The organism is Candidatus Omnitrophota bacterium, from assembly GCA_028716165.1.
In the GTDB taxonomy this organism is placed as follows: Bacteria; Omnitrophota; Gorgyraeia; order JABMRG01; family JABMRG01; genus JAQUQI01.
On record JAQUQI010000002.1, the window covers coordinates 73,793 to 87,339 of the forward strand.

At 45.9% G+C, this 13,547-nt stretch carries 8 protein-coding genes; all 8 read left to right on the forward strand.

Annotation, left to right across the window (positions count from 1 at the left end; translation table 11 throughout):
* The first annotated feature begins 39 nt into the window (after positions 1–39).
* The 8 genes from carB (at position 40) to PHV77_01820 (ending at position 13,509) form a co-directional block, all read left to right on the forward strand.
* On the forward strand, positions 40–3,264 hold the full coding sequence (carB, locus tag PHV77_01785) for a carbamoyl-phosphate synthase large subunit (GenBank protein MDD5504026.1): 3,225 nt from the start codon (positions 40–42) through the stop codon (positions 3,262–3,264).
* A 94-nt stretch (positions 3,265–3,358) separates the two neighbouring features.
* The gene (gene guaA, locus PHV77_01790; GenBank protein ID MDD5504027.1) at positions 3,359–4,900 is read left to right on the forward strand and encodes a glutamine-hydrolyzing GMP synthase; all 1,542 of its coding nucleotides are present in this window, start codon (positions 3,359–3,361) and stop codon (positions 4,898–4,900) included.
* 60 nt (positions 4,901–4,960) lie between these two features.
* Positions 4,961–7,189, forward strand: coding sequence for a phosphoribosylformylglycinamidine synthase subunit PurL (gene purL, locus PHV77_01795; protein ID MDD5504028.1), 2,229 nt, complete (start codon positions 4,961–4,963; stop codon positions 7,187–7,189).
* Positions 7,190–7,197: 8 nt separating this feature from the next.
* The gene (purF, locus tag PHV77_01800; GenBank protein MDD5504029.1) at positions 7,198–8,574 is read left to right on the forward strand and encodes an amidophosphoribosyltransferase; all 1,377 of its coding nucleotides are present in this window, start codon (positions 7,198–7,200) and stop codon (positions 8,572–8,574) included.
* A gap of 1 nt (position 8,575) precedes the next feature.
* The gene (locus tag PHV77_01805) at positions 8,576–10,096 is read left to right on the forward strand and encodes a DUF1846 domain-containing protein (GenBank protein MDD5504030.1); all 1,521 of its coding nucleotides are present in this window, start codon (positions 8,576–8,578) and stop codon (positions 10,094–10,096) included.
* Between the two features lie 17 nt (positions 10,097–10,113).
* Positions 10,114–10,419 (forward strand): hypothetical protein, encoded by a 306-nt coding sequence (locus PHV77_01810; protein ID MDD5504031.1) that lies wholly within the window; start codon positions 10,114–10,116, stop codon positions 10,417–10,419.
* 277 nt (positions 10,420–10,696) lie between these two features.
* The gene (gene typA, locus PHV77_01815) at positions 10,697–12,532 is read left to right on the forward strand and encodes a translational GTPase TypA (protein ID MDD5504032.1); all 1,836 of its coding nucleotides are present in this window, start codon (positions 10,697–10,699) and stop codon (positions 12,530–12,532) included.
* 32 nt (positions 12,533–12,564) lie between these two features.
* On the forward strand, positions 12,565–13,509 hold the full coding sequence (locus PHV77_01820; protein MDD5504033.1) for a hypothetical protein: 945 nt from the start codon (positions 12,565–12,567) through the stop codon (positions 13,507–13,509).
* Positions 13,510–13,547: the final 38 nt, after the last annotated feature.

The following is a 13,547-nucleotide window of genomic DNA, read 5'->3' on the forward strand; positions in this document are numbered from 1 at the left end:
GTTATAATTACCGCTTAGTGCATATATACAAGGATTCCCATGCCGAAAAGAAAAGACCTGCATAAGATACTTATAATCGGTTCAGGCCCTATAATAATAGGCCAGGCCTGCGAATTTGACTATTCAGGGACACAGGCCTGTAAGGCCCTGAAAGAACAGGGCTATGAAGTTGTTCTGGTAAACTCTAACCCCGCCACAATAATGACAGACCCCGCGACAGCGGACAAGACCTATATTGAACCTCTTACGGTTGAGACAATCAAAAAGATAATTGAAAAAGAAAGGCCCGACGCCCTACTGCCAAATCTCGGCGGCCAGACGGGTTTAAATCTTGCATCAAGTCTTTACAAAGCGGGGGTCCTTGATAAATATAATGTTGAGGTAATAGGGGTCAGGATTGACGCCATAGAGCGCGGCGAGGACAGAATAGCTTTTAAACAAGCCATGAACGATATAGGTATACCCATGGCCGCGTCCGAACCGTGTTATTCCGTGGAGGAAGCGGAGAGGATAGCGGAAAGGCTTAAATATCCTGTTGTCTTAAGGCCTGCTTATACGTTAGGCGGCACAGGCGGAGGCATAGCCTATAATGTTGAAGAACTAAGGGAGATTACTGCCAGAGGCCTCGCGGCGAGCCTGGTAAATCAGGTTTTGGTTGAGGAATCGGTTCTTGGATGGGAGGAGCTTGAGCTTGAGGTTGTGCGCGATAAAAACGGGCAAAAAATAACCGTGTGTTTTATTGAAAATATTGACCCTATGGGCGTCCATACCGGCGATAGTTTTTGCGCCGCGCCCATGCTTACAGTTCCGAAGGCGCTTCAGGCGCGCATGCAGGAGATGGCTTATAAAATTGTTGACGCTATTAATGTCATAGGCGGGACAAACGTCCAGTTTGCCCACAACAGGCAGGACGATAGAATAGTGGTTATAGAAATAAATCCGAGAACGTCGCGCTCTTCGGCGCTTGCCTCAAAAGCCACAGGCTTTCCGATAGCGCTTATATCAACTAAGCTTGCCTGCGGTTTGACCCTTGATGAGATACCGTATTGGAAGCATGGCAGTCTTGATAAATACAAGCCGGATGGTGATTATGTAGTTATAAAATTTGCCAGATGGGCATTTGAAAAATTTCCCAGCGCCAAAGATGTGCTGGGCACCCAAATGAAGGCTGTAGGAGAGGTAATGAGCATAGGCAAGACCTTTAAGGAGGCTTTCCAGAAGGCCATACGCTCTCTTGAGATAAACAGGCATGGTTTGGGTTTTGTCAAAAATTTTAATGAATTACCCAGAGAAAAATTAATTGAAATGTTATCTATGCCGTCAAGCGAGCGTGTCTTTTTGATCTATGAGGCTTTGCGGAAAGGCGTTTCTGTTGATGAGATAAACAGGCTTACGCATATCCATGAATGGTTTTTAAACGAGATCAAAGAGTTGGCCGGGCTTGAAGATGAGATATCAAAATATACGCTGGACAACCTGCCTAAAAACATGTTTGTTAAAGCCAAAAAGTGGGGTTTTGCCGATAAATATCTGGCCAAGGTCCTTAATGCGCAAGAGTCTAAAATCAGAGAAAAAAGGACAGCCCTTGGTATACGGCAGGTGTATGAGGCCATTGCCGTAAGCGGTGTAAAAAACGCTTATTATTATTATTCCACTTATAACGGGAAAGACGATATCCCCGTATCGTCAAATAAGAAAAAGATTATGATATTAGGCGGCGGCCCTAACAGAATAGGCCAGGGTATTGAGTTTGATTATACCTGTGTCCATGCCGCTTTCGCGCTCAAGGAGTCGGGATACGAATCGGTCATGGTTAATTGTAATCCCGAGACCGTGTCAACCGACTATGACACCTCGGATAAACTTTATTTTGAGCCGCTTACCGTGGAAGATGTGCTTAGTATTTATGAAAAGGAAAAACCCCAAGGCGTGATAGTCCAATTCGGAGGCCAGACGCCGTTAAATATAGCTCAAGAGCTTAAGGAAAACGGCGTTAAGATAGCCGGGACAACGCCTGAAAGCATTAAATTCGCCGAAGACAGGGAAAGCTTCAGGCAGAAGATAATAGAGCTTGATATCCCCCAGCCTGAAAGCGGGACAGCCATGTCTCTTGACGAGGCTCTTGCCATCGCGAAAAGAATAGGTTATCCGCTTATGATAAGGCCCTCTTTTGTTCTTGGCGGACGCGGCATGGAGATTGTTTACGATGAGGAAATGCTGTGTAGATACGCTCTTGAGGCCATCAATGTAAGCCCAGAACACCCCATGCTTATTGACAGATTTCTTGAAGAAGCTATAGAAACGGAAGTTGACGCGGTTTGTGACGGCGAAGAAACGTTTGTCGCCTCGGTTATGGAACACATAGAGCTTGCGGGTGTGCATTCCGGCGATTCCGCCTGCGCCATACCAACCAAAACTATAAAAAAATCACATATTGAAACTATAAGGGAATATACGAGCCGTATAGGCAGGTCGCTTAAAGTTATAGGGCTTATGAATATTCAATACGCGATATGCAAGGACAAGGTTTATATACTTGAAGCAAATCCCCGCGCCTCAAGGACAGTGCCTATTGTTTCCAAAGTACAGAATGTCCCATTGGCCAATATCGCTACCCAGGTTATGCTGGGCCGTAGTATAAAAGATTTACAAAAGCGCTTAAAGACGCCTGCCATACCGTATTTTGGCGTAAAAGAAGCTGTTTTTCCGTTTAATATGTTTCCCGAGGTTGATCCTGTCCTTGGCCCCGAGATGCGCGCTACTGGCGAAGTGATGGGCATAGCGGACACATTTGGCTTGGCATTTTTCAAGGCCGAAGAAGCGGCAGGCTCAAGACTGCCGCTTGAAGGAAATGTTTTGTTGACTGTCGCCGATAAGGACAAACATAAACTTTTGCCGGTAGCCAGGAAACTTAAAAAAATCGGTTTTAGTATATTGACTACATCAGGCACCTCGGAGTTTTTGAATGAGAACGGTATTGACACTATTGTGTTAAAAAAGCTCCATGAGGGCAGGCCCAATATTGCCGATGCTATTAAAAATAAAGAGATACATCTTATAATTAATACACCCGTCGGACGGACCGGAAAATATGACGACAGTTATATAAGGATGAAGGCCATACAATACAAGGTTCCTTATATCACAACGCTTGCGGCGGCAGCGGCAGCTATTGAAGGTATAGATGCCGCAAAAAAAAGCAGGATCTTCCCGAAATCTCTACAGGATTATTACAAAGATTTAGATATGCCGGCAAAGGCATAAAACGGCACGGCAGATGGATTTTTTACGCGGTAGTCAAATCCATATTAAAGTTGTTTTTAATTCGTGTTTATAATATAAATTTCCACCATTTCCTATGGCAAAAGACTGGATAGCTATTCTTGATTTTGGTTCCCAATATACCCGCCTGATAGCCCGCAGAATAAGGGAAAACGGCGCGTATTCGGAAATACTGCCCTATAATACGCCTGCTAAAAAAATACGGTTTCTAAAACCCAACGGCCTCATCCTGTCCGGCGGGCCTGCCAGTGTCGTATCAAAGAACAGCCCATGTCCCGACAAAGATATTTTCTCTCTCGGCATACCCGTATTGGGCATATGTTACGGCGCTCAACTTATGGCTAAATTGCTTGGAGGCTGTGTTGGCAAAGCCTCTGCCGGGGAATATGGCAGCGCGAGTTTACGCGTTGTTGAGAGCAGGGGTCTTTTAAACGGTATTGGCCCTTATAGTGTTGTATGGATGAGCCATGGCGATAAAATTACAAGACTGCCGGCGGGTTTTAGCTTATCGGCAAAGACAGGAAATTCCGGTATTTCGGTTATGCAGGATATCGGAAAGAAACTTTATGCCGTCCAGTTCCACCCGGAGGTAGGCCATACGGTTGACGGGGCAAAGATTTTGAAAAATTTTATTTTTGACATATGCGCCTGCCATGGCCGCTGGTCTATGGGGTCATTCGCGCAAGAGGCCGTCAAAAGCATACGCGAAAAAACCCATGGAGAAAAAGTGTTATGCGGTTTAAGCGGAGGCGTTGATTCCTCTGTCTTGGCGTTGCTTTTGCATAAGGCCATAGGCGGCAAGCTGAAGGCCGTGTTCATTGATAACGGCCTCTTACGCAGCAATGAAGCGGCTATTGTTGAAAAACGGTTTAGACGCAGTTACCGGATAGGCTTGAAATGCGTTGATTCAACAAGGGTATTTTTAAAGGCCCTTAAAGGCGTAACAGAGCCTGAAAAAAAACGCAAGATAATCGGAAAAGTTTTTATTGATGTGTTTGAGAAACAGGCAAGGTCCTTTGGCGATATTAAATTTCTCGCGCAAGGGACCTTATATCCGGACATCATTGAATCTCGTTCGGCAGCCGGAGGCCCTTCCGCCGTCATCAAGACACATCACAATGTAGGCGGCCTGCCAAACAAAATGAAATTCAAACTTATAGAGCCGCTCAAAGAGCTTTTTAAAGATGAGGTCAGGCTTTTGGGAAAAGAGCTTGGTATGCCGGATGAACTGGTCTATAGGCATCCTTTCCCGGGCCCGGGCCTTGCCGTCAGGATTATAGGAGATATCACAAAGGCGAAGCTTGATACGTTAAGAAAGGCCGACGCTATACTGATAGACGAAATAAAATGTTCCGGATTATATTCAAAATTATGGCAGGCTTTTTGCGTCTTTTTGCCTGTCAACACGGTAGGCGTAATGGGTGACGAGAGAACTTATAAAAATGTTATATGCGTGCGCGCTGTTACCAGCAATGACGCTATGACAGCTGACTGGGCAAGGTTGCCCGACAACGTATTGCAGAAAGTATCAAGCCGCATTATAAATGAAGTGGAAGGCATAAACAGGGTGGTGTATGACATATCTTCAAAACCGCCAAGTACGATAGAATGGGAATAGTTTTTTAAAAAAACGCAGCACGGCCGGAACGGCAAAATCAAGTCTACACGGGAGAACAAAATGAAAAAAGAGGTTAAGGTAAATTTAGCGCTGGCAAAAGAACTGGGTTTAAGCAAAAATGAATTTGCTGATATAAAGAGAATGATGAAAAGGACGCCAAACGTTACCGAATTAGGTGTTTTTTCCGCGATGTGGTCGGAGCATTGCAGTTATAAGAATTCAAGAAAGCAATTCAGGAAATTCCCCAAAAAATCAAAGCAGGTATTGATAGGCGCCGGAGAAGAGAATTCGGGAATTGTTGATATCGGGGACGGGTACGGTGTTTCATTCAAGATGGAATCCCATAACCATCCGTCGGCGGTTGAGCCTTTTGAGGCATCGGCAACGGGTATAGGAGGCTGCCTTAGGGATATTTTCACTACCGGCGCCAGGCCTGTAGCCGTATTAGGCGCCATAAGATTCGGCAATCTTGACACGAAAAAAGTAAAATATCTTTTTAAAGAGGTTATCAGGGGCCTTGCCCATTATGCCAACAAATCCCAGGTAAGCGCTGTTGGAGGAGACACTTATTTTGACAAATCATATGAAGGCAATCCTTTGGTCAACGCTTTTTGTGTAGGCATTCTTAAGCACAAGGATATTATGCGCGGCGCGGCCTGCGGCATAGGAAACCCCATTTATTATATCGGCGGTGATACGGGTAGAGACGGCGTCGGCGGCGCCAGCTTTGCTTCGCAGGAAATAACGGATGATTCAGCCTCCGATACAGGCAGGGTTGCCATAGGTGATCCTGAACTCGGAAAACGATTAAGACATGCCTGCCTGGAACTTATAGAAAAAGGCCTTGTTGCCGGTATGCAGGATATGGGCGCGGCAGGCCTTACTTGTTCTTCATGCGAAACGGCCTCAAGAAGCGGGACCGGTATTGAGATAGACGTCGCGTTAGTCCCCCAGCGGGAAAAGAATATGACCGCTTATGAGATACTTTTATCGGAGTCGCAGGAGAGGATGCTTGCCATACTTAAAAACGGCAGTGAAAACGAGGCTATGGCTGTGCTCAAGAAATGGAATATAAACGCCTTTGCCATAGGCAAAGTTATAAAAGAAAAGATTATGCGCGTTAAAGAAAACGGGGTTGTTGTATGCCAGGTGCCCATAAGCGCGCTTACTAAAAAGGCTCCGCTATATGACAGGAAATCCAAAGAACCCAAATATTTAAAAGAAGCTCAAAAACTCCACTTGTCAAAGGTTGCCGAACCCGGGAACATGAACGATGTCTTGTCCAAATTACTGGATTCTCCGACTATTGCCAGTAAAGAATCGGCATATGCCAAATTTACTTATGTGGATAAAGACGATGTCCTTATCGGCGCCGGTTCCGACGCGGCTGTGATAAAGGTCAAAGGCACCAAAAAGGCTCTTGCCTTAAGTGTTGATTGTAACGGCAGGTTTTGTTATCTAAATCCTTACAATGGCGCCATGATGAACGTGGCAGAGGCTGCCAGGAATATAGTCTGTTCAGGGGCAAAGCCTTTGGCAATAACCGACGGGCTTAATTTCGGCAACCCAATGAAACCTGAAAATTATTGGCAGTTTGAGAAATGCGTGGAAGGCCTTTCCAAAGCCTGCGCGGCGCTGGATACGCCTGTAGTCAGCGGTAATGTCAGTTTTTATAATGAAAATCCGAAAGGCGCTATTGATCCGAGCCCTATGGTAGGAATGGTAGGCATAATAGAAGACGCGGATAAATGTGTGACGCAAAGTTTTAAAAGAAAGGACGATATAATCGTTCTTTTAGGAGACAACAGGCCGGATCTTTCGGGAAGTGAATATTTATATCTTGTTCACGCGATGAAGAGAGGCAATCCCCGTATAGATATCAATGCTGAAAAACGCCTTCATCAAACCGTGCTTTCCGCTATTGACGAGGGGATAATACATTCGGCCCACGATCTTTCAGAGGGCGGCCTTGCCGTTGCGTTGGCGGAATCCGCCATATCTGATCGGAAACTGATGTTAGGAGCTTGCGTGGAACTGGAAAAAGCCGGCATGAGGACAGACGAGCTTTTATTCGGCGAAGCCCCTTCCAGAATAATAGTAAGTTTAGATAAAACCGGCCTGGATAGGCTTAAGGCCATTGCCGCCAAAAATAAGACTTCTTGCGTTGTAATAGGCGTTGTCGGTTCGGATACCTTGGACATCAAGGTTGAAGGCAGATCTGTTATCAATGCGAAGCTTTCAAAACTTAGCCATGTATGGCGTAACGCTATTGGGTCAAGACTGGAATAAATAATACCATGTGCGGTGTATTCGGCGTATACGGAAACAGGGACGCGTCGTTATTGACGTATTTAGGCCTCTATGCTCTACAGCATAGAGGCGAAGAAAGCGCCGGCATATTATCCTATAACAAGAACAGGATAATACAGCGCCAGGGTATGGGCCTTGTTGACGATGTTTTTGACAAAGGCAGTATACAAAAATTAAAAGGCAGTTTGGCATTGGGCCATGTCCGTTATTCCACTACAGGCTCCAGCAGCGCCAGTAATATCCAGCCGTTTTTAGCAAGGCACGGTAAAGGCCATATAGCCATAGCGCATAACGGTAATTTTACCAATGCTCATTCTCTGCGCGAGGAAATGGAGCAAAAAGGTTCCGTCTTTCAGACGACTATGGATTCGGAGCTTATTATCCATATGCTTGCCCGGTTACGCCGTAAGAAGCTAAAAGAAAGCCTGGGAGAGGTTTTTTCCAGGCTTGAAGGGGCTTTTTCTGTTATAATGCTGGTAGACGGCGTGTTGATAGGCGCGCGCGACAGATTGGGCATGAGGCCCTTATGCATAGGAAGGCTCGGCAGCTCTTATGTTCTCTCAAGCGAGACATGCGCGTTTGATATCATAGGCGCCAAATACATACGCGATGTCAAGCCGGCAGAGATAATTTTTATTGGCAGAAACGGGCTTTCAAGCGTGACATTTGATGCCCGCAAGAGCCGCGCCCACTGTATCTTTGAGTTTATATATTTTGCCAGGCCTGACAGCGATATTTTTACAAAAAATGTTTATCTTGTAAGAAAACGTCTTGGGATGCAGTTGGCAAAAGAAGCGCCGGTTGATGCTGACATGGTAATGCCCTTTCCTGATTCAGGCAATTACGCGGCCTTAGGTTTTGCCGCCGAATCCGGCCTGCCTTTTGAGTCGGGGATGATACGAAACCATTATGTCGGCAGGACCTTTATCCAGCCCTCGCAGCATATCAGAGATTTCAGGGTTCGGATAAAGCTTAATCCGATCAAGGCTTTGCTTAAAGGAAAACGGGTTGTGATAGTTGAGGACTCCATAGTGCGCGGCACTACAAGCCGCAGCCGCGTTGAAAGCCTGCGCCGGGCAGGGGCCAAAGAGGTGCATATGAGAATAAGCTGTCCGCCCGTTATATCGCCGTGTTATTATGGGATAGATTTTCCAACGAAGAAAGAGCTTATAGCCGCCAGCCGGACGGTTGATAAAATACGGGATTTTATCGGGCTTGACAGCTTGCATTATCTTAGCCTGGAGGGCATGCTTAAGGCCATGCCTCTTGCCGGGGATAATTTTTGCAAGGCCTGTTTTACCCGGAATTATCCGACGCGCATCCCGAGAAAATTTACGAAAAATATACTGGAAAAAGGCAGATAACATGGCATTGTGCAAAATTGGTTTTGATAATGAGAAATATCTGCGTGAGCAGACGGATGCCATAGTGGAACGCGTGGCGCGATTTAACGGCAAGCTCTATTTGGAATTCGGCGGAAAGCTCCTGTTTGATTATCACGCGTCAAGGGTCTTACCCGGTTTTGACCCTAACGCGAAAATGAGGCTTTTGCATAAGCTTAAAGACAAGGCGGATATCATACTCTGCATATATTCGGGCGACATAGAGAGGAGAAAGGTAAGAGCGGATTTCGGAATTACGTATGACAGCGACATCCTCAAGGTAATAGACGACCTGAAAGGTTGGGGTATTAATATACTGGCTGTCGTGATCACCCGGTTTAATGACCAGCCCGCCGCGAAGATATTTAAAAACAAGCTTGAAAGAAGAGGGGTAAGGGTATATACCCACCGTGCCATAAAAGGGTATCCAAAGGATGTGGACACGATAGTAAGCGACGAAGGTTATGGCGCCAATAAGTATATAGAAACAAAAAACCCTATTGTTATTGTGACGGCCCCCGGCCCCGGCAGCGGTAAGCTTGCCACCTGCCTTAACCAGCTTTACCATGATTACAAGAAGGGCAAAAAAAGCGGGTATGCTAAGTTTGAGACATTTCCGATATGGAACCTGCCTCTTGAGCATCCTGTTAATGTCGCCTACGAGTCCGCGACTGCCGATATAGGAGATTTTAACCAGATAGACCCGTTTCACCTCAAAAATTACGGGCAGGAGAGCGTAAATTATAACCGGGACATTGAGATATTTCCTGTCCTTAAAATGATACTTGAAAAGATAACCGGCACGGAGGCGATGTATAAATCCCCTACCGATATGGGCGTAAACCGGGCGGGATTTGGTATTATTAACGATAAAATTGTTGAGAACGCGGCAAGGCAGGAGATAATAAGGCGTTATTTCAGGTATTCATGCGAATACATACTCGGTCTCGTGGAAAAAGACGCTGTTGAGCGCGTTGAGGCTATTATGAAAAAGCTCAAGATCAAATTATCCGACCGGCGCGTCGTGTCTTTTGCCCAGAAGGCGGCGAAAGAGGCCGAGAAATCCGGCAAAGGAAACGAGGGCATCTATTGCGGGGCCGCCATAGAGCTTAAGGACGGGATCATTATTACCGGGAAAAATTCATCTCTTATGCACGCTACGTCAAGCCTTATATTGAATACGATAAAAGTGCTTGCCAAAATACCCGATAGCGTGCATCTCTTGTCTCCGGGCATAATCAAATCAATAGCCAGGCTGAAAAAGGATATATCGGATGAAAAGACGGCAAGCCTTGACCTTGAAGAGGCCTTGATAGCGCTTAGCATAAGCGCTGCGACTAATCCGACCTCAAAGATCTGCATGAAACATCTTAAGGGCTTATCCGGCTGCGAGATGCATATGACGCATATACCGACTACAGGTGATGAAACAGGCCTGCGCAGGCTGGGGATAAACCTTACTACCGAAGCGAATTTTTCAACTAACAGTATGTTCTTATCCTGACAAACGGGGGTATCAAAATGACAAGACTTGCGCCTCTTGCTTTATTAACGGTTTATTTATTTTTTTCTTTTCAAAACATAATCATGGCGCAGGAAACTGACCCGGGAATATACATGCCCGAACAAGCTGCCAAAGAATACGTTTCGCGTAAATACGGATGCGATATTGACGAATTGGTTATTACGGATGTTATGATAGGCCGAAGGTCGGCGCGTGTTGACGTTTCTTATGGATATACGAAAGAGCGGGTTGCTTTAAAATATAATGAATCCGAAAGCCGCTGGGAGGCGGAAGGATCGTCTTCTCCCTCCGACGGTTTCTGACACTCATAAACACGCTACGGATAAAACCCGCGGGCATTTTTCAGACGGACTGTTCGCGCGCATTTCCAAAAATAATCAGGAAAGCCTTTAACGGGTATCTGTAAAAATTCTTTGCCTGTTATCACAGCGTTTTTTATGCCGGTAAGAAAGCGGACAGGATTTGCTCTTTGCTTGACAAATAACGTTGTTTTGTTAAAATACAGGAATTCATGAAATTGGCCATACGTGCAACTCATCAAAGGCGCTTAAATACGCCTTTTTTATTTATGCCGAAAATATGACTCATCAGAAAAGAAGAAAAGACATAAGAAACCTCGCTATTATAGCCCATGTTGACCATGGTAAGACCACTCTGATTGACGCCTTGCTGAAATATGCCGGCGCTTATAAGTTCAAGGAAGGTGAGTCCGCTATAATGGATTCCAATCCTATTGAAAGAGAAAGGGGCATTACCATATTGTCTAAAAATGCCTCTCTTCAGTACAAGGGAGTCCAGTTTAATCTAGTGGATACGCCCGGCCACGCCGATTTTGGAAGCGAGGTTGAGCGCATACTGAAGATGGTTGACGGCGTCTTACTGCTTGTTGACGCCTTTGAAGGCCCGATGCCTCAAACTAAATTTGTCCTTAAAAAATCTCTTGAGCTTCACCTAAAACCCATACTTGTGATAAACAAGCTTGACCGCCCGCACGTGCGTCCTGATGAAGTAGCGGACATGGTATTTGACCTTTTCTGCGAGCTAAATGCTACCGACGAACAACTTGATTTTCCAATAGTCTATGCCTCCGGCAAAGAAGGTTATGCCGCCCTTGACCTTGACGATCCCAGGGATTCAATGAAGCCGCTCTTGGAAATAATACTGCACAGGATATTGCCCCCTGTTGCCGATGCCGAAATGCCTTTTCAGATGCTGATAACGATGCTTGATTACGATTCTTATATAGGCCGTATCGGCATAGGCAGGATATTCTGCGGCGCTGTCCATATAAATGACAGTATAGCGCTTGTTAAACGCGATGGCGTGATTGAAAGAGGCAAGGTAACCAGAATAATGAAATACCGCGGCCTGGCCCGCGTTGAAGTTGAAGAGGCCTCGGCAGGCGACATTGTATTAATTTCCGGTATTGACAATGTTGAAGTGGGAGAGACCCTGGCATGCGCGGACAATCCGCAAGCCCTGCCGGCAATCAAAATAGACGAACCTACCATATCCATGAATTTTTCTCATAATACAAGCCCGCTTGCGGGCACCGACGGCGGCAGGTTCCTGACATCAAGGCATATACGCCAACGCCTGATGCACGAAGCAATGATCAATGTGGGCGTTAAAGTGGAGGATGTGGCAGGTACGGAAAGGCTTAAGGTTTCCGGCAGGGGGGAGCTCCATCTTGCCATACTTATTGAAACAATGCGCCGCGAGGGTTATGAAATTGAGGTATCAAAGCCGCAGGTCATCCTGAAAAAGATTGACGGCCGTATACTTGAACCCGTGGAAGAGGTGGTAATAGAAGTTGACAGTGAATATCAGGGCGCTGTCATGCAGGCGCTCGGTTGCCGTAAGGCGCAGACGCGGGAGATAAAGATAACGTCAGCCGGAACTTGCCGCATGGAATTTATTATCGCTTCAAGGGCGCTGGTAGGGTTTAGGAGCGATTTTTTAATGATGACACGCGGCAACGGCGTGATGTATCAGAATTTTTTTGAATATCAACCTTATAAAGGGGAATTACCGTTTCGCCAAAACGGTGTTCTTATTTCCCAGAACTCCGGAAATGCCGTCGCTTACGCTATTTTTAACCTTCAAGACCGCGGTGAGATATTTATACGCCCGGGAGACAGGATATATGAAGGTATGATAGTAGGCGTGAATAATAAAGGCGTTGATCTGGTAGTAAACGCCCTGCGCGAAAAAAAACTGACCAATATGCGCGCGTCAGGAAGCGATGAAGCGATAGCCCTTACCCCTCCGAGGCAGATAAGCCTTGAATTTGCCCTTGAGTTTATTGAAGATGACGAGCTGGTTGAGATTACCCCGAAGTCTATAAGGATCAGAAAAATTCATTTGAGCGAAACCGACCGCAAAAGGGCCGGCCGCGCGGCGCAGATAAATTAGTTTTTTTTGTCATTTTATTGTATAATGTTTATATGATTATTTTATATTTATATGTAATATTTACGTTTTTAAGCCCGCACGCGGCCCCTGCCCAAGCGCAAGGCATTATCAGCTCTATGCGTGCCATAGGCCTTGAAAGGTTATTGAGGCCGGTATCAGCCGCTTTAGCGCGCGGCGTTGAAGATCTGGCCGGCGCAAGTGAGCTGCCATCAGTTTTTGTCTCTCCGGCCGTTACAATAGAACGCAATCCCTTATTGGAAGTATTAGCCATACTGGAAGAGCATTTTTATGATACAAGTGGGTGCGTAACGGTCCAGGATGTCCGTCGGTTTTGGCATGTTGACGGACGCGGCCTGCGGTATGTGGCGGCAGATATCAGGACAGCGCTTAGACTGCTGGAACAACTGGGCATATTATCCAGGCCCTTATCCGGCGCCGGTTTCCTCTTTACCCATAGTCCTTATAAACAACTGAACGAATTTGAACGGGATAGCCTCAAACGAAAACTTGCCGCCGCTCAAAAACACAGCGGTATATTATACGATAACGCGGGATACGGCACATATATAGCCCGGCAGCTTAGTTTCTATTTTAAGCTATTCCCATCGGATTCAAAAGAAGAATTTATGTTCAATATCATATGCAGTGTGATATGCGACAAAGAGAAATTTGACCGCTTTGTCATGATGTTTGTCCGCGCGCGCAACGAATTTGAACTGGATAATATAGTCCAATTTGCCCGGGATTCAAAAGCCGATATAGGCATTCTGATATTGCGTTATATATTCAGTAATTTTGACACAGACGATGAAATTGTTGAAGGCCTGGACCGGTTGGTGCGGATGCCGGGCAACCAGGGCGCGGGTATTAGGGATTATCTTATTGAGCGCCTGGCCAAAGACGCGAATTCAAAAAACGCGCGCGCGTTACCGCGGCAAAATATTTCAATCCTGAAAATGTTACAAAGCCTGGCCTGAATAAATAATAGATGTTTTAAAAATCATAATGCGCACTG